The organism is Pandoraea apista (assembly GCF_001465595.2).
GTDB lineage: Bacteria > Pseudomonadota > Gammaproteobacteria > Burkholderiales > Burkholderiaceae > Pandoraea > Pandoraea apista.
This window is the reverse complement of record NZ_CP013481.2, coordinates 173920-196637: the sequence shown is the minus strand read 5'-3', so window position 1 is coordinate 196637 and position 22718 is coordinate 173920. Positions and strand designations below refer to the sequence as shown.

The 22718-nt window shown below is 62.8% G+C and carries 13 protein-coding genes; 8 read left to right on the top strand and 5 right to left on the bottom strand.

All coding sequences use genetic code 11. The features are described from left to right. Positions 1 to 71 precede the first annotated feature (71 nt). On the top strand, positions 72 to 1019 hold the full coding sequence (locus tag AT395_RS00825; RefSeq protein ID WP_048628345.1) for an alpha/beta hydrolase: 948 nt from the start codon (positions 72 to 74) through the stop codon (positions 1017 to 1019). An 11-nt stretch (positions 1020 to 1030) separates the two neighbouring features. Here the strand turns inward: AT395_RS00825 and AT395_RS00820 are convergent, their stop codons facing one another. Then, positions 1031 to 1852, bottom strand: a complete 822-nt coding sequence (locus AT395_RS00820; RefSeq protein WP_094068017.1) for a transporter substrate-binding domain-containing protein — start codon at positions 1850 to 1852, stop codon at positions 1031 to 1033. Positions 1853 to 2110: 258 nt separating this feature from the next. On the opposite strand from AT395_RS00820, the gene hemE reads away from it, so the two are divergent. The 7 genes from hemE to AT395_RS00785 all read left to right on the top strand — a co-directional run bounded on the left by hemE (position 2111) and on the right by AT395_RS00785 (position 15304). Continuing rightward, entirely contained in the window at positions 2111 to 3181 is a 1071-nt protein-coding gene (gene hemE / locus AT395_RS00815; RefSeq protein ID WP_312024187.1) for a uroporphyrinogen decarboxylase, read from the top strand. A gap of 395 nt (positions 3182 to 3576) precedes the next feature. Then, positions 3577 to 6051, top strand: coding sequence for a primosomal protein N' (locus AT395_RS00810; protein WP_082164705.1), 2475 nt, complete (start codon positions 3577 to 3579; stop codon positions 6049 to 6051). A gap of 129 nt (positions 6052 to 6180) precedes the next feature. Beyond that, on the top strand, positions 6181 to 7494 hold the full coding sequence (gene sorA, locus AT395_RS00805; RefSeq protein WP_231606089.1) for a SorA family sulfite dehydrogenase catalytic subunit: 1314 nt from the start codon (positions 6181 to 6183) through the stop codon (positions 7492 to 7494). Between the two features lie 14 nt (positions 7495 to 7508). Further along, on the top strand, positions 7509 to 7841 hold the full coding sequence (gene sorB, locus AT395_RS00800; protein WP_042113550.1) for a SorB family sulfite dehydrogenase c-type cytochrome subunit: 333 nt from the start codon (positions 7509 to 7511) through the stop codon (positions 7839 to 7841). A 139-nt stretch (positions 7842 to 7980) separates the two neighbouring features. Continuing rightward, positions 7981 to 11904 (top strand): trifunctional transcriptional regulator/proline dehydrogenase/L-glutamate gamma-semialdehyde dehydrogenase, encoded by a 3924-nt coding sequence (gene putA / locus AT395_RS00795; protein ID WP_048628348.1) that lies wholly within the window; start codon positions 7981 to 7983, stop codon positions 11902 to 11904. A gap of 503 nt (positions 11905 to 12407) precedes the next feature. Next, positions 12408 to 13952, top strand: coding sequence for a sodium/proline symporter PutP (gene putP, locus AT395_RS00790; protein ID WP_042117543.1), 1545 nt, complete (start codon positions 12408 to 12410; stop codon positions 13950 to 13952). A 209-nt stretch (positions 13953 to 14161) separates the two neighbouring features. Continuing rightward, positions 14162 to 15304, top strand: coding sequence for a branched-chain amino acid ABC transporter substrate-binding protein (locus AT395_RS00785; RefSeq protein ID WP_042113552.1), 1143 nt, complete (start codon positions 14162 to 14164; stop codon positions 15302 to 15304). Between the two features lie 144 nt (positions 15305 to 15448). Here AT395_RS00785 and AT395_RS00780 read toward each other — a convergent pair whose 3' ends face one another. From AT395_RS00780 to AT395_RS00765, 4 genes are all read right to left on the bottom strand, one after another. Next, a complete protein-coding gene (locus AT395_RS00780; RefSeq protein ID WP_048628349.1) occupies positions 15449 to 17026 on the bottom strand; it encodes a hypothetical protein in 1578 nt (525 codons plus the stop codon). Between the two features lie 285 nt (positions 17027 to 17311). Beyond that, positions 17312 to 18751: an alanine/glycine:cation symporter family protein gene (locus AT395_RS00775; RefSeq protein WP_042113554.1), complete on the bottom strand. Its 1440-nt coding sequence runs from the start codon at positions 18749 to 18751 to the stop codon at positions 17312 to 17314. Between the two features lie 269 nt (positions 18752 to 19020). Next, a complete protein-coding gene (locus AT395_RS00770) occupies positions 19021 to 20847 on the bottom strand; it encodes a hypothetical protein (protein WP_042113555.1) in 1827 nt (608 codons plus the stop codon). 462 nt (positions 20848 to 21309) lie between these two features. Beyond that, entirely contained in the window at positions 21310 to 22713 is a 1404-nt protein-coding gene (locus AT395_RS00765; RefSeq protein WP_048628350.1) for an L-serine ammonia-lyase, read from the bottom strand. Positions 22714 to 22718 lie beyond the last annotated feature (5 nt).

The following is a 22718-nucleotide window of genomic DNA, read 5'->3' as shown; positions in this document are numbered from 1 at the left end:
ATCCGCCGCTTCGGAAAAAATAGCAAAACCGCTTTCTTCTCCAACCGCCTTTACGCCAATTGCCTGCTGACATGACTATCGACGCCGATCTACTCGCTTACTACGACCAAATGGCGCGCAAGTACCCCAACGCCGCCAACGCCGCCGACGCAGGCGCGCCCAGTGCGCAAGACGTGCGCGCCAAGTTCGCCGCTGTCGCTGTCGAGGCGTTGCGTCCGCTACCGGCGGGATTGAAAAGCGAGACCTTCGAAATTCCGCTGCCGGGCCGCAATCTGCGCGCACGGTTGTATCGTCCGATCGGCCGCGAAGTGCCGCTCGTCGTGTATTTCCACGGCGGCGGGTGGGTCGTGGGGGACGTCGACACGCATGGCACACTGGCCGCGTTCCTCGCGCAAGATGGAGATGTGGCGGTGCTGAGCGTCGATTACCGGCTGGCGCCCGAGCATCCGTTTCCCGCCCCGGTCGACGACGCACGCGAAGCGTTGGCATGGGCGGCAGAGCAACGCGCCCGGCTGGGTGTGCAGGTCGATCGTCTGGCCGTCGCCGGCGACAGCGCGGGAGGCCATCTGGCGGCGCAGGCAGCCGCCTGGTTCAACGATCAGCACCCGGGGATCGTGAACGCCCAATTGCTGATCTACCCGGTCGTGCAGTATCGGTTCGACACTCCGAGTTACGAGCGTCTGGCGCACGGCGTGGGCCTGACGCGCGACGAAATGCGCTGGTATTGGCGCGAGTTCCTCAACGGCGTGGAGCCGGCGGCAGACGATGTGCGCGTCAATCTGACGGCGCAAGCCCCGCGTCACCCGCTGCCGAATGCGTTGGTGATTGCCGCCGAATACGATCCGTTGCATGACGAAGCCGTGTCCTATGCGCAATTCGTGGCGCAGTCGGGCGGCCGGGCGGAAATTGTCGAAGCGCCCGGCCTCACACACAGCTTTGCCCGGTTACAGCCGTTCGTCCCGCAAGCAAGACTGGTCATGCACGACGCCGCGCAGCGTTTGCGCGACTGGCTGAGCTGACCCCCGCCCGATTACTTGAGCCACTTGTCCACGACGGCCTGATACTCGCCGGTCTTCTGGGCAAGGTTGAGCCATTGATCGACGTATTGCTTGAGGATGTCGTCGCCACGCGGGATCAGGTAGGCCTTCTCGCCGAACTGAAGCGGCTTGTCGGGGTTGACCGGGCAGAGCGACGGGATAAGTTTGTGCTGCAACAGCGTTTCGGACGTATCCGTCACCATCACGTCGGCGCGACCCTCGGCGATCTGCTGGAAGATCGTGACGTTATCCGGATAGATCGTGAGCGTGGCCTTGGGCAGGTACTGACGGGCAAAGCGCTCGTTCGTACCGCCAGGATTCGCGATGGCGCGCGTGCTGGGCTGGTTCAGATCGGCGAGCGTCTGGTACTTCGCAACGTCGGCACAACGCACGATCGGCGATTTGCCGTCGACCATCACCACGCTGCTGTAATAGGCACGGGCCGCACGATCGAGCGTGACGGAGATGCCCCCGACTGCGATATCGCACTTCCCGGCGGTGAAGTCGTCCATCAGCCCTTTCCACGTCGTGGGGACAATCACAGGCTTCACGCCGAGCGATTTCGCCAGCGAAGCGACCAGATCCACGTCGATCCCCTCGAACTGACCGTCCGGGCGGCGATACGTGTACGGCTTGTAGTCGCCGGTCGCGCAGGCGCGCAAGGTACCCGACTTCACAATGTCGTCGAGCCGGGAGTGCATGGCGGCGGGGCTGCCGGCGGCGGCCGATTGCGCATGAACCGTGGCAGCGGTGAGCGCGGCGAATGCCGCTCCCGCCATGAGAACCGCGCGGGCGGCTGTCGTCGTGACTTTCATGCTTGTCTCCTGAATGCTGAATATTGGCGTTATGAGGCACGAGTTTCGCGAACTGTCCGATGCAGCTCGTGGGGCTCAATACTAATGACTCGCCTGCCCAACGCCAACCGGCATGACGCAAGATGCCTCCCATCGCTGCTCTCATGCCGCGACGCCATCCACCGCTTATGTGCGGCATAACAGCCCGCAAAACGACCGGCCTCGGGATACCCGAGTAAAATGGCCGCTTGCTCAAATCATCCTACCCACCGCCGCGACGTGTCCCAAGCTCTGCAAAACGATACTTTCCTGCGCGCCCTGCTGCGCCAGCCGACCGAGTACACGCCGATCTGGCTGATGCGCCAGGCGGGCCGGTACCTGCCCGAATACAACGCCACGCGCGCCAAGGCCGGTAGCTTCCTGGCGCTTGCCAAGAACCCGGCTTACGCCACCGAGGTCACATTGCAGCCGCTCGAGCGCTTCCCGCTCGATGCCGCCATTCTGTTCTCGGACATCCTCACCATTCCCGACGCCATGGGCCTCGGCCTGTCGTTCGAAGCCGGCGAAGGGCCGCGCTTCGCGCATCCGCTGCGCACCGAAGACGACGTGCGCCGCCTGCGGGCGCCGGACCTCGACAGCCTGCGGTATGTGTTCGACGCCGTGACCGAGATCCGTCGCGCCCTGAACGGACGCGTGCCGCTGATCGGCTTCTCGGGCAGTCCGTGGACACTCGCTTGCTACATGGTCGAGGGCGGCGGGTCGGCCGACTTCCGGACCGTCAAGACGATGATGTATGAGCGTCCCGATCTGATGACGCATATTCTCGAGACCAACGCGCGTGCAGTCGCCGCTTATCTGAACGCACAGATCGAAGCGGGCGCACAGGCCATCATGGTGTTCGACACCTGGGGTGGCGCACTGGCCGACGGCCTCTACCAGCGTTTCTCGCTCGCTTACATGCGGAAGGCGCTGGCAGGGGTGCACCGCGAATGGAACGGCGTGCGGATCCCACACATCGTCTTTACCAAGGGTGGCGGTCAGTGGCTCGAAGCCATTGCCGACACCGGCCCCGACGCGATCGGCCTCGACTGGACAGTCGATCTTGCCGCCGCGCGCCGCCGGGTGGGCGAGCGTTGTGCACTGCAAGGCAATTTCGACCCGACCGCTCTCTTCGCATCGCCCGACGCCATACGCGCCGAAGCGCGGCGACTGCTTGATGCGTACGGCAATGCGCCGGGCCACGTCTTCAATCTGGGCCACGGGATTTCGCAGTTCACCCCGCCCGAACATGTCGCGGCGCTCGTCGACGAAGTGCACAGCTACAGCCGAAAGCTGCGCCAGACGGCATAATCGGCCACACCCGCGAGCGGTGGTGCGGGTTCGCGGGGCGTTTCTCCCCGCAATCCCAACCGCCGTTTCACGCGGAGAATGTCAAGGGAAAGGGCGTGGAATAACCCCTCCAATTTGCGGAGTTGTCCCGAAGACTTATGCACAAATTCTCGCTGCGCCGCCGCAAGTGAGAGTCGGCGGGGACGCCCCGTCGATGTTATTCATAAGCTATTGATCAAAAAGCATTTTTGATTCTGGCGAAGTCGTGGTGTTACGCGGCGTGAGGGCCGCGCCGCGTGGCAGACGAGCGATAATCCCCACAGTTCTCAACATAGTTATCCACAAGCGTTTTGCGTCTACCGGAAAGCCGACTCAAATCCGGGGTTTAGCGAAACTTCTCAGGATTCACTTTAAGTTTGACTCGCGCCGACGAACTGTCCGAACCGTCTCCTGCATCGACCGATGATGCGCTGTCTCCGGTTGCCGCCGGACGCACCGGCACGCCCGTGATCGCCCGCGTAGCGCTCGATACGCCCTTGTTGACCCTCTTCGACTACCGGCTCGATCAGGCGGCAAGCCTCGGTCAGTTGGTACAGGTGCCGTTCGGGCGACGACAGGTCGTGGGGATTGTCTGGGAATTGACGCAGCGCAGCGAAGTCGACCCGGCAAAGCTGCGCGACGTGACCGCCGTCTGGCACGAATTGCCACCGCTCGGGGACGACTGGCGCGACCTGATGCAGTTCGCATCGCGCTATTACCAGCGCGGTGTCGGCGAAGTGGCGCTGCCGGCCATACCGGGCCATCTGCGCACGCCGATGCGCTGGCCGCGGCTCCTCGCCCAACGCGGCGTGCAGCGTTACCGGATTGCCGAGGGGGCGCTGACAACGCTCATGGACAACGTGCCCGCCCGGCTGCGCGCGCAGCGCCGGCTGGCCGACGGTCTTGCGCAAGCCGGCACACTCGACGCCGACGAGGCGAAAGCGCTCTGCTCGAAAGCGGCCGACGTGCTCAAACAATGGGCCGCCGCCGGCTGGGTCGTCGTGGAAACCGTGCCGTTCCATGAAGCGATGCGCGACGCCGAAGCGAGCGACGCCAACAATCGGAACGACGCAGACGACGCGAGCAACGCCTCCGTGCAAGATGAAGTGTCTGGCGCCGCCGCAATCCTGCCCGAAGATGCGCGCGGCGTCGCCAAAACGCTCACCGCCGGACAGGCGGATGCCGTCGCGGCCATCCATGACGCCCTCGAAGCGGCAGGGGCACAGCGTCTCGATCGCGCGCCGTCGACCGACGACGCGGGCGACACCCCCGCCTGCGCCCCCTTCCTGCTCTATGGCGTGACCGGCAGCGGCAAAACGGAGGTCTATCTGCGCGTGGTCGCCGAGGCGCTTCGTCAACCCGACTCGCAGGTGCTCGTCCTCGTGCCGGAAATCAATCTGACGCCACAGCTCGAAGGCGTCTTCCGCAAACGATTCCCTGACGAAACGCTCGTCACCCTGCACAGCGGTCTGGCCGAGGGCGAACGCGCCCGGCATTGGCTGGCGGCGCACCGCGGCGAGGCGCGTATCGTGCTTGGCACCCGGCTCGCCGTCATGGCGTCGCTGCCGCATCTGCGTCTGATCGTTGTCGACGAAGAGCACGATCCGTCCTACAAGCAACAGGAAGGGTTGCGCTACTCGGCGCGCGATCTCGCGATCTGGCGGGCGAATCGGCTGCGCATTCCCGTCGTGCTGGGCTCTGCCACGCCCTCGCTCGATAGCTGGCGACGCGCCGAACAGGGCCGCTACGTGCGCCTCGCGATGCCTGAACGCGCCACGCCCGACGCCGTGCTGCCGCGTGTCTCGCTCATCGACATGGAGATCGAACGCAAGCGCCAGCGCACAGTGCACGAGGGCTTGTCGCAACCCTTGCTCGCGGCCATTCGCGCGCGGTTCGACGCGGGCGAGCAGAGTCTGTTGTTTCTGAATCGCCGCGGCTACGCCCCGGTGCTCAACTGCGACGCCTGCGGCTGGATCAGCGATTGCCGCCGGTGCAGCGCGCACATGGTGCTGCACAAGCCCGAGCGCCGGCTGCGCTGCCACCACTGCGGCGCCGAGTCGCGTATTCCGCATGCGTGCCCCGACTGCGGCAATCAGGATCTCGCCCCGCTGGGACGCGGCACACAACGTATTGAAGAAGCGCTGGCCGAGCATTTCCCCGACGCGCGTCTCGCCCGCATCGACGCCGACAGCACACGCCGCAAAGGCAGCGCGCAGGCACTGTTCGCACAAGTGCATGCCGGCGAAGTCGACATCCTGATCGGCACCCAAATGGTGGCCAAGGGGCATGACTTCCGTAACGTCACACTCGTGGGGGTGGTCAACGCCGACAGCGCGCTGTTCTCGCACGACTTCCGGGCAGCCGAGCGTCTCTTCGCGCAACTGATGCAGGTGGCGGGACGCGCCGGTCGCGCCGCCCGGGCCGACGGCCCCGGCGACGTGCTGATCCAGACCCGCTACGCGTCGCACCCGTTGTTCGCCTCGCTCATGCGCCACGACTACGCGGGCTTCGCGGCACAGCAATTGGAAGAACGTCGCGTCGCCGCGTTGCCCCCGTACACGCATCAGGCGTTGCTGCGCGCCGAAGCGCGGCGCCTCGACGACGCCATGACGTTCCTGAAGCAGGCCCGCGAGATTGCCGCCACGCCCGCATTGCACGACCCACGCATTTCCCTCTGGGACCCGGTGCCGATGACCATGGTGCGGATCGCGGGCACCGAGCGCGCGCAGCTCGTGATCGAGAGTCCGCATCGCGGCGCCCTGCAACGCTTTCTCACCGACTGGATGGGCGAGTTGCGCGCCCTCAAGGCGCCCGTGCGCTGGCATCTCGAAGTCGACCCTCTCGAAATATAAATCGGTATATAGCGTTCCGGAAATTTGACAACATCGTCAGAATCTCCGACGATGCGGCCATTAGTCGAACGCCGCACGTCGCACGATTCCCGTCATCCGCCCGATAAGAAGTTCTACAGGAGACACACGATGAAGTCGCACGACCGGAGCGCCGCACCCACGGCGCCGCATCTCGCCACCCCGTCCCATCCCCTTGCCGAATCCCCACTGGCCGAAGCCTCGCGCCGCCGCTTCCTGCGACGCGCCGGTGCGCTGGGCGTTGGCGCCAGTCTCGCCGGACGCGCACTCGACGTGCTCGCCGCCACCGCCGCCCCGCAGACGGTCGTGCTGCCGTTTGCCAACGGCGAGCGCGAACTCGTTGCGTATCCGCAGAAGCGCCCGCTGATCCGGCTGACGGCGCGCCCGCCGCAATTGGAAACACCCTTCGAAGTCTTCAACGAGGGGCTGATCACCCCGAACGACGCGTTCTTCGTGCGCTATCACCTCGCGGGCATTCCGACCGACATCGATCCGGCGAAGCACCGGATTCGCGTGGGCGGCAGTGTCGCCAAACCGCTCGACATCTCGCTCGCGTCACTCAAGAAGGACTTTGGCGCGCCGGTCGAAATCGTGGCGGTGCATCAGTGTTCGGGCAACAGCCGCGGCTTCTTCGAACCGCGCGTCGGCGGCGGGCAGATCGCCAACGGCGCGATGGGCAACGCGCGCTGGCGCGGCATTCCGCTCAAGCGGATTCTCGAGCGTGCCGGGGTGTCGTCCAGCGCAAAGCAAGTGACCTTTGAAGGCCTCGACCGGCCGATCGTTCCGGCAACGCCCGAGTTCGTCAAAGCGCTCGACCTCGATCACGCCATGGATGGCGAAGTGATGATCGCATTCGCCATGAACGGCGAGGATCTGCCAATGCTCAACGGCTTTCCGGTGCGGCTGGTCGTGCCGGGCTACTACGGCACCTACTGGGTGAAGCACCTGGCGGACATCAACGTCGTCGACAACGTGTTCGACGGCTTCTGGATGGCCACGGCCTACCGCATTCCCGATAACGACTGCAACTGCGTGGCCCCCGGCAAGGCCCCCGAAAAAACCAGGCCGATCGGACGCTTCACCGTGCGCTCGTTCGTTACCAGCCACACCGACGGTCAGCGCGTAGCGACGGGCAAGGCGGCGCGCGTGCGCGGCATTGCGTTCGACGGCGGCGAAGGCATTCGCGACGTGCAATTCTCGGCCGACGGCGGCCAGACATGGCAGGCCGCTCAGCTGGGCAGCGAGCTGTCGAAGTATTCGTTCCGCGAGTGGACGGTGTCGTTCACACCGCCGCAGCCCGGCGAATACGCGTTGAAAGTCAGGGCGACGAATCGCGCAGGGGTTTCGCAACCGCTGCAATCGTTGTGGAATCCGGCCGGCTATCTGCGCAACGGGGTGGAAACCGTGCGCGTGATCGCGGCATGAGACGGGGGACGATCATGAACGTTTCAAAGCTCGCGAATCGCACGGCCGCACTGCTCGGTCTGGCGGCTGCACTCGCCGTCGCCCCCGCCCATGCGCTCGACATCAAGCTGCCGCAGGAAACCTCGCAACTCAAGGCGTCGACCCTCGCCGGCTATCAGTCGGCCAGTGCATGGTGTGTGATGTGTCACTCGGTCGATTACATCAACAGCCAGCCGCCCATGCCCGCGGCCTTCTGGAGTGCGGAAGTCACGAAGATGGTGAAGGTGTATGGCGCGCCGATTCCCGAAGATCAGGTCAAGCTGATCTCGGAGTATCTGGGAACTGCGTACGGCAGCAATTCAAAGTAAGTCCCGTCAGGCGGGCCTCCCACGGCATAAGGTGCAACCCGAATATTGACTCTGGTTGCACCTCCCATAAAACCCGGTTACGATGCCGCAATTCACCCGCTATGGGTGTCACGTTTTCGCGTCATCAGGTAACCGCTCCATGGCTAACACCACTCTTGGCGTCAAGGTCGACGACGTCTTGCGCACCCGGCTGAAAACGGCCGCCCAACAAATCGAGCGCACGCCGCACTGGCTCATCAAACAGGCCATCTTCGCCTATCTGGAGCGCATTGAAAGCGGCGCCCTGCCGCCTGAGCTGAGCGGCGCAACCCAGTCCGGCACCGAGGTAATCGACGGCCATGCGGGCGACGACACCGTGCCGCATCCCTTCCTCGAGTTCGCGCAAAACGTGCAACCGCAGTCGGTGTTGCGTGCGGCGATTACGGCGGCCTATCGCCGTCCCGAGCCGGAGTGCGTGCCGGTGCTCGTCGGTCAGGCCAAGCTGGCCCCGGCGACCGCCGCGTCGGCGTCCGACCTCGCCCGCAAGCTCGTCGTCGCCCTGCGCGGCAAGAGCACGGGCGGTGGCGTGGAAGGTCTGATTCACGAGTTCTCGTTGTCCAGCCAGGAAGGTGTGGCGCTCATGTGCCTCGCCGAAGCGCTGCTGCGCATTCCCGACAAAGCCACGCGCGACGCCCTGATTCGCGACAAGATCAGCAAAGGCGACTGGCACGCTCACATGGGCAACTCGCCGTCGATGTTCGTCAACGCCGCTACCTGGGGTCTGATGATCACCGGCAAGCTCGTGACCACGACCAGCGAAGCCGGCCTCACCAAGGCCCTCACACGCCTGATCGGCCGTGGCGGCGAGCCGCTCATCCGCAAGGGTGTCGACATGGCCATGCGCCTGATGGGCGAGCAGTTCGTGACGGGCGAGACCATCTCCGAGGCCCTCGCCAACAGCCGCAAGTACGAAGCCCAGGGCTTCCGCTACTCCTACGACATGCTCGGCGAAGCGGCGACGACCGAAGAAGATGCCCAGCGCTACTACGCAAGCTACGAGCAGGCCATTCATGCCATCGGCAAGGCCTCGGCCGGGCGTGGCATCTACGAGGGCCCGGGTATCTCGATCAAGCTCTCGGCCTTGCATCCGCGCTATTCGCGCAGCCAGCACGAGCGCACCATCACGGAGCTGCTGCCGCGCGTGCAGGCGCTCGCCAAGCTGGCCCGCTCCTATGACATCGGCCTGAATATCGACGCCGAAGAAGCCGACCGCCTCGAAATCTCGCTCGATCTGCTCGAAGCGCTGTGCTTCGACCCGGAACTGGCCGGCTGGAACGGGATCGGTTTCGTGGTGCAGGCGTATCAGAAGCGCTGCCCGTTCGTGATCGACTTCATCATTGATCTGGCACGCCGCAGCCGCCACCGCATCATGGTGCGTCTGGTCAAGGGCGCTTACTGGGATACGGAAATCAAACGTGCGCAGGTCGATGGCCTGGAAGGCTATCCGGTCTACACGCGCAAGATCTACACCGACGTGTCGTACCTCGCCTGCGCGAAGAAGCTGCTCGCGGTGCCGGACGCGATCTACCCGCAATTCGCCACGCACAACGCCTACACGCTCTCGGCGATCTATCACCTCGCGGGCAACAACTACTACCCCGGCCAGTACGAATTTCAATGCCTGCACGGCATGGGCGAGCCGCTCTACGAAGAAGTCGTCGGCCCCATTGCCTCGGGCAAACTGGCACGGCCATGCCGCGTGTACGCCCCGGTTGGCACGCACGAAACACTGCTCGCCTACCTCGTGCGCCGTTTGCTCGAGAACGGTGCGAACACGTCGTTCGTGAATCGCATTGCCGACGAAACGATCAGCGTCGACGAACTGATCGCCGATCCGATCTCCGAAGCCGAAAAGGTGCAACCGCTCGGCGCACCACACGCCAAGATTCCGCTGCCGCGAGATCTGTATGGCGCGTCGCGCGCCAACTCGTCGGGCTTCGATCTGTCGAACGAGCATCGTCTCGCCTCGCTGTCGTCGGCACTGCTCGCCAGCGCCGGTACGCCGTGGCGTGCTGCGCCGCTGCTCGCCGACGGCGAACGCACGACGGGCACGCCGCGTGCCGTGCGCAACCCGGCCGATCTGCGCGATGTCGTCGGTCAGGTCATCGAAGCCACTGCGGCAGACGTGGAAGCCGCGCTCGCGAACGCCGTGGCCGCCGCCCCGATCTGGCAGGCCACGCCGGTCGAGGCGCGCGCCGACTGCCTGATGCGCTCGGCCGATCTGCTCGAAGCCCATATGCCCACACTCATGGGACTGTGCGTGCGCGAAGCGGGCAAGTCGCTGCCCAACGCGGTGGCCGAAGTGCGCGAAGCCGTCGACTTCCTGCGCTACTACGCCGCGCAGATCCGGCAGGGCTTCTCCAACGATACGCATCGCCCGCTGGGCCCGGTGCTGTGCATCAGCCCGTGGAACTTCCCGCTCGCGATCTTCGTGGGTCAGGTCGCCGCCGCCCTCGCCGCCGGCAACCCGGTCATCGCCAAACCCGCCGAGCAAACGCCGCTCATCGCCGCCGAAGCCGTTCGCCTGATGCAGGCTGCCGGCGTACCCGCCGGCGCGCTGCAACTGCTGCCGGGCACGGGCGAGACCGTGGGCGCCGCGCTCGTAGCGGACGCTCGCACCAAGGCCGTCATGTTCACCGGCTCGACCGAAGTGGCCCGCATCATCGCGCGCACGCTGGCCGACCGTCTCGACGCCAACGGCCGGCCGATTCCGCTGATCGCCGAGACCGGTGGCCAGAACGCAATGATCGTCGACTCGTCGGCGTTGCCCGAACAAGTCGTGTACGACGTGCTCGCATCGGCCTTCGACTCGGCCGGTCAACGCTGCTCGGCGCTGCGCGTGCTGTGCTTGCAGGACGATATCGCCGACAAGACCTTGCACATGCTCAAGGGCGCAATGCAGGAACTGGCCATCGGCAACCCGGATCGTCTGGCGATCGACGTGGGCCCGGTGATCGACGCCGAAGCGCAAAGCGGTATCAACCGTCACATCGAACAAATGCGCAGCAAGGGCTTCCCGGTCGAGCAACTGACGCTGCCGGAGGCCACCCGCCACGGTACGTTCGTGCCGCCCACGCTCATCGAGCTGACCGATCTGAAGGCGCTGCAACGCGAAGTCTTCGGCCCGGTGCTGCACGTCATCCGCTTCAAGCGCGCACAACTCGACAAGTTGCTCGACCAGATCAACGGCACCGGCTACGGCCTGACGTTCGGCGTGCACACGCGTATCGACGAAACCATCGCCTATGTGACCGAGCGCGCCCATGTCGGCAATGTCTACGTGAACCGGAACGTGATCGGCGCAGTGGTCGGGGTGCAACCGTTCGGCGGCGAAGGTCTGTCCGGTACGGGACCGAAGGCGGGGGGGCCGATGTATCTGCCGCGTCTGCTGGCGACCCGGCCGGCCGCTCTGGCCCCGGAACTCCATCGCAACGAAGCGGCGCTCGCACCGCTGGTGACCTACCGCGACTGGCTGCATGCGAAGGGCAACACCGCCGACAGCGCCGCCGCAATCGATCGCGTCGACCGTTATCTGGCGACATCGGCGCTCGACGCCACGGCCGTTCTTCCGGGACCGACCGGCGAGCGCAACACCTACGGTCTGGAACCGCGTGGCCCGGTGCTTTGCGTAGCGGCCACGCCGCTCGGTGCGCGTACGCAACTGGCCGCCGTGCTGGCGACGGGTAACAACGCGGTCTTCACCGACAGCGCCGCCGCCCGCGAACTGGTCGGCGCGCTGCCCGCCACGCTCAAGGGCCGTGCCTCGGTATTGGCTGCCGGTGCGGACGCCGCTGCGGAACCCTCGCTCGCCGCCGTGCTGTTCGAAGGCGACAGCGACGAGCTGCGCGCACTGAACCGCCGGATCGCTACCCGTAACGGTCCGATCCTGTCGATGCAAGGCCTCGCCCCCGAGGCGTTGGCGGCGGGCGACGACTATGCGCTGGAGCGCCTGCTGTGCGAGCGCTCGGTGTCCGTCAACACGGCCGCAGCCGGAGGTAATGCCAACCTCATGACCATCGGCTGAATCACCGGCTGAAATCGTTCGGAACAAGCCCGGACGCCGGCGAAACCTTCGGCCGATTCGGGGCGGGCGTATCGAGCTACACCGTCGGATCTTGCGACGAATCTTATTGGATTCGTCCTAAATCTGACGGTCGACCTCGATGACCGGACGCCCCGTCAGCTACGTCACGCAATCACGCGCGGCCGCCTGCGCCCTGCATTCCAGGGGCACTGGCGGCCGCGAGTCGTTGACGGCGAGGTTGCCTCCCCGCCCATCCAACGCTCTCTACGCCCCCTCCGCATCTACCGTAGTCACGCGCATCACGCGTATTCGCGGTATCGTCGCGCCCGCCCCCGACACCTCACGTGTCTTACCGTCAACGCGCGGTTTGCACCGTTACACCGTTAACCCGTGCCGGCGACACGTATCGCCGGCCACTGCGGTCGTCGTCCCGCGTTTGCGCCGCTTTCGTCATGCCGCGAGAGGTGCCCGACGTGCGTGACACCGACGCTCAAGGAGGCTACATGTCCCTTTGGAATCCCACTGCGGTGTCGTTTACCGTCTACCTGTTGCTGATGCTGGTGATCGGGTGGCTCGGCTTTCGCTCCACCAACAATCTCTCCGACTACATTCTTGGTGGACGCCGTCTCGGCAGCTTCGTCACCGCGCTCTCGGCCGGTGCTTCCGATATGAGCGGCTGGCTGCTGCTCGGCTTGCCAGGCGCCATTTATGTGGGCGGCCTGTCCGGCGTGTGGATCGCCATCGGTCTCGCAGCCGGTGCGTGGGCGAACTGGCGTCTCGTGGCGGCGCGCCTGCGCGTGCACACGGAGGTGTGCGGCAATGCGCTGACCCTGCCCGAATTCCTCACGCAGCGCTTCGACGACCGCAGCCATGTGCTGCGTATCGTCACGGCGCTGGTGATCCTGATCTTCTTCACGATCTATTGCGCCTCGGGCGTGGTGGCGGGTGCACGTCTGTTCGAGACGATGTTCGGCCTCGAGTACCGTACAGCGCTGTGGATCGGCGCCGTAGCGACCATTGCGTATGTGTTCATCGGTGGCTTTCTCGCGGTGAGCTGGACAGATACGGTGCAGGCATCGCTGATGTTCGCCGCGCTGGTCGTTACCCCCATTGCCGTGATTGCGCTCGACGGCAGCCCGGCGGCAGCGGTCGATGCCGTGACCGCCGTGCACCCCTCGCATACCGACTGGTTCGGCGATCTCGCGCCCGTGGGCGTCATCTCGATGCTCGCCTGGGGGCTTGGCTACTTTGGTCAACCGCACATTCTCGTGCGCTTCATGGCGACCCGCTCGGCCGCCGCGATTCCGCAGGCACGCCGTATCTGCATGACGTGGATGGTGCTGTGCCTGACCGGTGCGATCGCGGTGGGGTTCTTCGGGCTGGCCTTCTACAGCGCACGACCGGATCTCGGCGCGGGCGTGGCAGCGAACCCGGAAACGATATTCATGGCGCTGACGACGCAGCTCTTCGCGCCGTGGCTCGCGGGTATTCTGCTTGCCGCGATTCTGGCCGCCGTCATGAGCACGCTGTCGTGCCAGTTGCTGGTATGCGCCAGCGCATTGACGGAGGACCTCTATAAGACCTTCGCGCGCGGGCCGGTCAGCCAGCGCCGTCTGGTCTGGATCGGCCGGGCCATGGTGCTGGCCGTGGCGGTTGTCGCCGTGTTGCTGGCGCTCGATCCGGAAAGCCGCGTGCTCGGCATGGTGAGCTATGCCTGGGCAGGCTTCGGCGCGGCCTTCGGCCCGCTGGTGCTCGCCACGCTGTTGTGGCCCCGCGTCACCCGTAACGGGGCGTTGGCGGGCATTGTCACCGGCGCGGCGACCGTACTGATCTGGAAGCAATTCGGTTGGTGGGACCTGTACGAAATCCTGCCGGGCTTTGTACTGGGCAGTCTGGCCCTGTTCGTGGTGAGCCGCCTCGACCGGACACCCGGGGCAGCCGTGCTCGCCCGCTTTGCCGCCGCCGAAACCACCCTGCGCGAGATCCGGCAAGGCGCGGCAGACGGCACGGGTAGCACCGGCACACCGGCGGCGCAACCGTCGCCATAAGCCGGTAGCACCATCTATCGGAATATCTCCCTCTTGACCGGCGCGCGCAGCCATCCAATACTGCCGCGTCGGACGCATTCTGCGTTTGATTGCGATTGATGCCGTTCCGGGCCCGACCGGCCTTGTCTCGACGGCATTCCAATAAAGGCGCACCGCGGCGATCCCGCAGGTGGGCGACTCAACGACATACACATGCAAGGAGAGGGTTGATGCAATCGAAGCTTACGCTCAGCGCAGTCGCGCTCGCGGGTCTGCTCGCGTTCGGCACCGCGGGTGCGCAACAGGCGCAGGAAGTGAAGCTGGGCTTTGCCGCACCGCTCACGGGCGCCCAGGCGCACTACGGCAAGGACATGCAAAACGGCATTCAGCTCGCCATTGACGAGTACAACGCCACGAAGCCGACCATCGATGGCAAGCCGGTGAAGTTCGTGTTGCAGGCCGAAGACGATCAGGCCGACCCGCGTCAGGGTTCGCTGGTCGCGCAGAAGCTGGTCGACACGGGCGTCAAGGGCATGCTCGGCCACTTCAACTCCGGCACCACGATCCCGGCGTCGCGTATTTACGCGCAAGCCGGTATCCCCGAAATCGCCATGGCGACGGCCCCGGAATACACCAAGCAGGGTTTCAAGACGACCTTCCGCATGATGACCTCGGACATCCAGCAAGGGTCGGTCGTTGGTAATTTCGCCGTCAAGAAGCTGGGCTTCAAGAACATCGCCATCGTCGACGACCGTACCGCTTACGGTCAGGGGCTGGCCGACGAGTTCGAGAAGGCGGCCAAGGCAGCCGGCGGCAAGATCGTGCGTCGCGAGTTCGCCAACGACAAGGCGGTCGATTTCCGCGCCATTCTGACCAACCTGAAGCGCGCCAATCCGGATGTGATCTTCTACGGCGGTGCCGACGCACAAGCCGGCCCGCTCGCCAAGCAAATGCGCGAACTGGGTATGAAGAGCACGCTGATGGCCGGGGAGATGGTCAAGTCGGACGCCTTCCTGAAGATCGCCGGCGACGCCGCCAATGGATCGGTCGTCTCGCTGGCCGGCCTGCCGCTCGACAAGATGCCGGGCGGTGCCGCGTATGAGGCTCGCTACAAGGCCAAGTTCGGCAGCGGCCCGGAAACCTACTCGCCGTATGCCTACGACGGCGCAATGGCCATGATGTCGGCCATGAAGAAGGCCAACTCGACCGAGCCGGCAAAGTACCTGCCGGTGCTCGCCAAGACGAGCATGCCGGGCGTGACCACGCGTGAGCTGGCTTACGACAACGTCGGCGATCTGAAGTACGGTTCGATCACCGTCTACAAGGTGGTCGACGGCAAGTGGACCGTGCTGGAGACCGTCGGCGGCAAGTAAGCTGACGACGCTTCGATAGCAGCACCATCAACAAGGGCCGGTGAGGATGACTCACCGGCCCTTGTGTTTGAAGTGTGCCACCGCGGCCGAAAAGAAGCCCCCTGGCGGGTCAGCATAGCAATTCAAAGGAATCATCATATGGCCTCAATATTGCGACTCGCAGTTGTTTGCCTTGCAAATCGTGAAGCCCCCCGCGAGCGCCTCTTCGCTTGACCTGAAGCCGCACATCAACTCGCCATAGGTGTTTCCGAAGAACACGTAGGGGGTACCGGAACTGTCCGGGTATCCCCTTTCGTCAACGTTATACACGCCGGCGTTGTCCCAGTATCCGAACGCGCTGGCGTCACACCATCCTTTCGCGACGATGATGCAAAACTGTGCGTTATCGATTTTCCCAAAGTAGCCACTCCAGCGCCAACTGCTCCCGACTGGCCTTCTATAGCCGTTGCACCCCTTGTACGTCTGCGTCCATTTCGCCATGACCACGGGTTTCTCTTTCTCGACAACCCGTTCGACCTCCGTTACCACAACTTTCTCGATGTACTCCGTGGTACGAGCGAGTTGCCATGTCCATTTGCCACCGGACCTCTGGCACGAGAGCATCTTGCCGTTGTGATCCCGTCCGATTGCGCCTTCCTGGCAAGCGTTGTTCTCGCTGTGCGATTTATCCAGCCGAATGATGCCCGAGTCCGAATGGAACCGGTCGGCCTTCACCTGCCCCGCACCCTCGATATCGTTGCGTTGCATTTTCAGTGCTCCGCCGACGGTTGCTCCGCTGTTCGCCGTCAGTTGACCGACGATCGTCGCGTCGCCTGTCACCTTCGCATCCGATACATCAAGGCCGCTCATCTTCAGCGTGCCATCGCCTTCGATATTGCGCGCCCCAATGATGTTCTGCCTGTTCTGCCCCTTTTCGTCACTTAGATGCAACGGGCCTTTGATGGTCGCCTTACCTCGGATCTCCAACTCCGTCATGTCGAGCTTTCCTACACCAACGATGTCCTTGATGCCTTTGATGCTCTGATTCGTACTACCGCTCTGAAAATCCAGATCGCCCGTGATATTGCGCGATCCGTCTCGCCTGACATTGACATCCAAACTGTGTGTCAGGAAGCCGCCGCGCATGGCGACCAATCCGGGCTTGCCCGACGGATTCGGGACAGCATCGGGAATCGGCTGCATATTCTCATCGACGAATCGAAATTCCTGCGGCCGGTCGATTGTCGACGTGCCGCCAAAGACACCGACCGTCTTCGCGACAATCGCAGCGAAGGCGTAGTCGGGCGAAGACGAATAGGCGCGCTTTGCCGGCTCAGTGAGATAAGTGAGCGAATTGATCTGGCAATTTGGCGGTTTTTCGCCGTCACACTTCCGATACACACGGATCTCGTAGTCGCCCAGGCCGTGCGGCGGTTTGGTTCCCGCACCGGAAAGATCCAGCACCTTGACGAGCGATAACGCATCCAGGTTTCCAATGTACGAGTAATCGAATGACGAAGACGGTGGTACGTGAGTGAACTTGTACCCTTTGACGATAAAGCTCCCTTGGGGTGCCGATAACGTCGCTTCGATCTCTTTGTAGTACTTCGCAACGAACGTGTCTGCTGCGTTGCCAATGATCTTGAGCCCATGCCCAACGCGCTCGGCTCGCTCAACCTGAATCTGCCGAATCTGATTTACCCCCCAGAACGTAATCAGCATGCCGACCAGCGCAATCGCCATTGCGGCGGAGATGAGAAAGATCCCGGATTGGTTTCGTCGCATTGACGTGCTCTTATTTGAGTGGCCCGGCAAACGAGCGCGGCATCGCGTGCCGGAGATTGCCAGATCGTTGAAATTTGGCATTGTCAGGGAAATGACTCGTTCGAGGATCGGGAAATGCCCGTTAACCTTTCATCAATGAGGTCGATTACAGAAGTGAAAACCAAAAGATGAAAGGCCACGCGACCTTTCTCATCGTTCGGCTGCCGACGGAATGTCAAATGCCCAAGTTGGATGAAGCCGTTATCAACGCTCATCGCTCCGCTCGGCACGCCAAACATCTTTTGACAGACGCTCTCGCATTTCCGGGGGCAACACGTCGTGCGTAAAGACCGGTTCAGCAACACCCGCCTTGCGCTGCGCCTGATAGTCTCGCCATGCGATCAATGCATACTTCATCAGCATGCCGATGGCGACGAGATTGATAAACGCCATCAAAGCCGTGCCAACGTCCGCCAAGCTCCATACCAATGGCAGGCTGGCGACTGCGCCGAGCATCACCGCCAGGAGCACCAGTGCACGAAAGATATTGAGAATCCAGGGACGTTGTGTCAGGTAGTCCATGTTCACTTCGGCATAGGCGTAGTTGCCGAGTACGCTCGAGTACGCGAGGAAGAACACGGTGATCCCGGTGAAGACAACCGCCCAGTTGCCCACGTGAGCCGCCAGCGCGCGTTGTGTGAGTACGGCGCCTTCGGGCGCGGCGCCCGGCATGAACTCACCCGAGAGCAGAATCATGAATGCCGTTGCCGAGCACACCACCATCGTGTCGAAGAACACACCGAGCATTTGCATCAGCCCTTGCTGTACCGGATGCCGGGTTGTCGCCACCGCTGCGGCATTGGGCGCGCTGCCCATGCCCGCTTCATTGGAGAAGAGACCGCGCTTGACCCCCATCAACACCGCCTGACTCACCGCATAGCCGGCAATACCGCCCGCAGCGGGCTCAAGCCCGAAGGCGTGCCGCAGGATCATCGAAATCATGCCGGGGATCTGCTCGATATTGACGATGCAAATGTACACGGCAAGCCCGACATAGGCGATCGCCATCACCGGCACGATCCACTGCGCAAAACGTGCCACGCGTCGCACACCGCCATAAACGATCGGCGCCGTCATCAACACCAGCGCAATGCCGATCCATGTGCGCTCCCAGCCGAACGACGCTTCGAGCGCCTCGGCAATCGAGTGCGACTGCACGGAGTTCAGGGCGAAACCGAAAGTGAAGAGTAGCGCCAGCGCAAAAATAATGCCGAATTTGCGCGAGCCGAGGCCCATCTGAATGTAATACGCCGGACCGCCTCGAAAGGTATTGTCGGGGTGTGGAACCTTGAAAATTTGCGCTAATGTCGATTCGACGAATGCCGACGCCATACCGAGCAGCGCGGTCGTCCACATCCAGAAAATGGCACCCGGTCCGCCAATTGTCAGGGCGACCGCTACGCCGGCAATATTGCCGGTGCCGACACGACTCGCCAGCCCCGTGGCAAACGCCTGAAATGGCGATATCCCCGACGTAGTCCCGGAAGTGCGTAACAGGCAGGCGCTATGCCAGAGCGCCCGAATCTGAATCCCGCCGAACCGGGCGGTGAAGTACAGCCCCGCCCCCAGCAAAGCGACTACAAGAGGGTATCCCGACAGCACCCCACCGACGATATCGACCAACGGCTTGAGCCAGCTTTCCATGTCATGTGTCTCCGATCGCTATAACGCTTTAGCCCTCTCAAATACAAAAGGCAGGCGACGAAGAATCTCAAGATTTGGCCCAGCACGATAAAAAGCAGAAGATTTTTCCGTCAAGTCCTATACGCAACTGCGGAACAAGAAAAAAGCCGCCCGGCAAACGCCGCGCGGCTTAAAGACAAGGCAAGGAGACATCGGCACGTAGATTAACCAGGAAATGTGTCTGTCATATGACGCTCGCGAAGCGATCGCCATATACATCATGTGCCTAATCAGAACAGCGATCGCCAATAGCCGTCGTTGGATTGCACCATGGACACGGACCCTGCATATATCCCCTGCGATCCCGAAGTGGGCATCACAAGAAATTTCCGCAACTCGGCATCGAAGTCCGCGTGCCCCTGGGGCAAGTAAAAGTAAGAACCTAGTTCACCCGAATAGCCGCTCGACCCGTCGTCCTTATTTTTACCGCGCGTCCAATGGCCGATGAAGAACTGACCGCCCACACGGGTCCTCACGGTGCTGCCCTTCGCAATCTCATAGCCACCGAGTTGCATGTACGCAATCCGCCCCTTGGTGAGACACATCATCCTCCCCGGTCCTTCGCCGTGCTGGACTTGAAAGCCAACATGTTCGTAACCCCAAGTGTCTCGACGCCCCGTGTCCCAGTAGTCATAGAGCATGACAAAAGCACCGCTCTCAGCTTTGCAAACGCCCCCCTTGCTACCGAGAAGAAGCGGAAACCCAACGGCGTCTTTGTCCCGCTTGGGACCTGGAATGGTGAAGCTTGAGATATACAATCCGTCACCGCGATTGTCTTCAATGATCTGTTTAATCACGGGCTGAGGCACCACATCTTTCGTAACCGGGGCGGATAGCGTCGAGAGCTTCCACTTCCACTTGTTGCCACTTTCTTGCTGGCAGGACAAGATTCTTCCGGTGCCGTCGCGACCGATTCCCAAGACGTCACATTCCGACCCTTCCGCAACAGCCTGGCCGAGTTCAACCACACCCGACGTCGACTTCAATGATCGCGACTCGACATTTCCCGCTCGAACCGACTTCGCTTCCACAGCATTGGCGCCGTCGATGTCATTGTTCCGCAGGTCCAGCTTGCCACTAATCGTCGCCCCCTTTGTGGCAGTGAGGGCACCGACCGTTGCGCTGCCCACCTGAAGGCCAGCCATTGTCAATTGACCCGAACCTTCGATGTCTCCCGCATTGACGATATTGTTATTGACCACCTTATCGTTCTGTTTCGACCCCAGATTCAGCGTGCCCTTGATCGACGCACTCCCCACGTCGAGACTGCCCATTCGGATCTTTCCTTCCCCCATGATATTGCCGGCACCGACAATATCGTGATTGGTCACGGCCCCTGTGTTGCCGCTGTTTTTATCTTCCAGATTCAGATTCCCCGTCATCGACTTACGTCCATCGAGACTGAGCAGGGTGTCCATTGCACTTGTCTGGTGTCCGCCGCGCACAGCGATCAGACCGGGTTTCGCAGCCGGATTTACCACCGTGCGTTCTGCACCGTCATTATCGAGAAAACGGAATTGATCCGGCGCGTCTTGCCGTGACATACCGCCCAACGTGCCGATCTTTCGCATCGCGGTGACGGCGGCATCGTAATCGGGAGCGTTCGAATAGGTGCGCTTGATGGGCTCAGTGAGATACACCAGCGTTTTGATATCACACCGGCTTTTGACACAGTCCTGATACACGCGAATGGCGTAATCACCCATGCCGTTCGGGGGCCGGCTTGCAACGCCCCGAATATTCATGACCTTGATCAGATTCTCCGCAGACAAGTTTCGCAGTACGCGTGATGAGTCGTCAGCTTCGACCGAGAACTTCACGTCACCGATGGCGAACGATTCGTCCTTCTCGAACAGCCTGCTCAGACGATCGTGATACATCACGGCGAAGCTCTGCGTCGCATCACCCATGACCTTCAGCGACTCACCGACTCGCTCCGCACGCTCTACACGTAATTGACGCGTGTAGTTGACGCCCCAGAACGTAATCAGCATGCCAGCCACACCCACGGCGATGGCGGCAGAGATCAGAAAAATGCCGGACTGCTTGCTTTGCATTGACATGCCCCTCGGAACGGCTTGCAAGCGCGTTGCACGGGGCGTCGGCGGTTGCAGCAACATGGAAAGTGGACATTCTGGGTTGAACGGCTGGCTTTAGGGTTAGGATTTGACCGATTAATTTTTTGGGTGAGCTCAAATACCGAAGCCGCGTCTCGAAATGAGAAAGGCGCGTTGTGAAAAACTGCAGCACCTTCTCAACGCCGTTGATCGTTGGTAAATCGCCAGCCCTGCCCCTTACGACACTTCGTCAAATCCGGCGTCGCGAACATCTGTACGGAATCGAAGCAGCACGTTTGCCCGAATATGGTTGTAGAACGGGGGGCGCGTAACTGGCCTATACGCCGTCGTTGCATGTCTCCACTTCAAAGCGCCGGGGCCGTATTCATCGTTGTCGCTGCAAAATGAAAAAGCCGTGTGGCTCTCACCACACGGCTTTTTCCATCTACCACAATGAAACTATCAGCACTCCACGATATTCACCGCCAGCCCGCCGCGTGCCGTTTCCTTGTATTTCGTCTTCATGTCGGCACCGGTCTCACGCATCGTCTTGATGACGGAATCGAGCGACACATAGTGCGCACCGTCGCCGCGCAACGCCATGCGCGCCGCGTTCACTGCCTTCACCGACGCCATGGCATTACGCTCGATGCACGGAATCTGCACCAGTCCGCCGACGGGGTCACACGTCAGGCCAAGGTTATGCTCCATGCCGATTTCCGCCGCATTCTCGACTTGCTCGACCGTCCCCCCCTGCACCGCAGCAAGCGCCCCGGCAGCCATCGAACACGCCACGCCGACTTCGCCCTGGCAACCCACTTCGGCGCCTGAGATCGACGCGTTGAGCTTGTAGAGAATACCGATCGCACCCGCAGTCAGCAGGAAGTCGATCACGCCCTGCTCGTTGGCGCCATGTACGAAGCGGTCGTAATAATGCAGCACCGACGGGATGATGCCGGCGGCACCGTTCGTCGGCGCCGTCACCACGCGTCCGCCTGCTGCGTTCTCTTCATTCACGGCAATGGCGTACAGGTTCACCCAGTCCATGACCGACAGCGGATCGGATAACGTACGCTCGGCGCGTTGCGTCAGTTGACGGTACAGTTCCGGCGCGCGACGCCGCACATGCAGCGGCCCCGGCAGTTCGCCATCGGCCTCGTCGTTACCGATCCCGCAACCGCGCGTCACACACGACTGCATCACGTGCCAGATATTGAGCAAGCCGCGACGAATATCCTCTTCCGCCGTCTCGCCGTGATGCCAGACCTTCTCGTTCTCCCACATCAACTGGGCGATGCTCTTGCCGCTCGCACGGCACATCTCCAGCAGTTCCTTGCCCGTGCGGAACGGATACGGCAATTGATCGTGCGCGGCGAGCACCTGCGCGTTCGACGCCCCCGCTGTTACCACGAACCCGCCACCGACCGACAGGTAGCGCCCTTCGCGCAGCTTGTTGCCCGCGCCGTCGAACGCATGGAACTTCATGCCGTTCGGGTGTTCGGCCATCGCCTCGCGACGGTAAAACACCATGTGCTCCTTCTCGACGAACGGCACCTCGTGCTTGCCGAGAATCGACAGCACCTTCGTGCGACGCAACGCCGCCAGACGCTCCGCAATCGTCGACGGATCGACCGTATCGGGGGCTTCTCCCATGAAACCGAGCAGCACGCCCTTGTCGGTACCGTGCCCCTTGCCCGTAGCGCCAAGCGAGCCGTACAACTCGGCACGCACCGCCGCCACCTGCGGCAACAGGCCGTCGCGCTCCAATCCCTGTACAAACATCAGCGCCGCGCGCATTGGCCCCACGGTATGCGAACTCGACGGTCCGATACCGATCTTGAACAAATCGAAAACTGAAACGGCCATGGGGC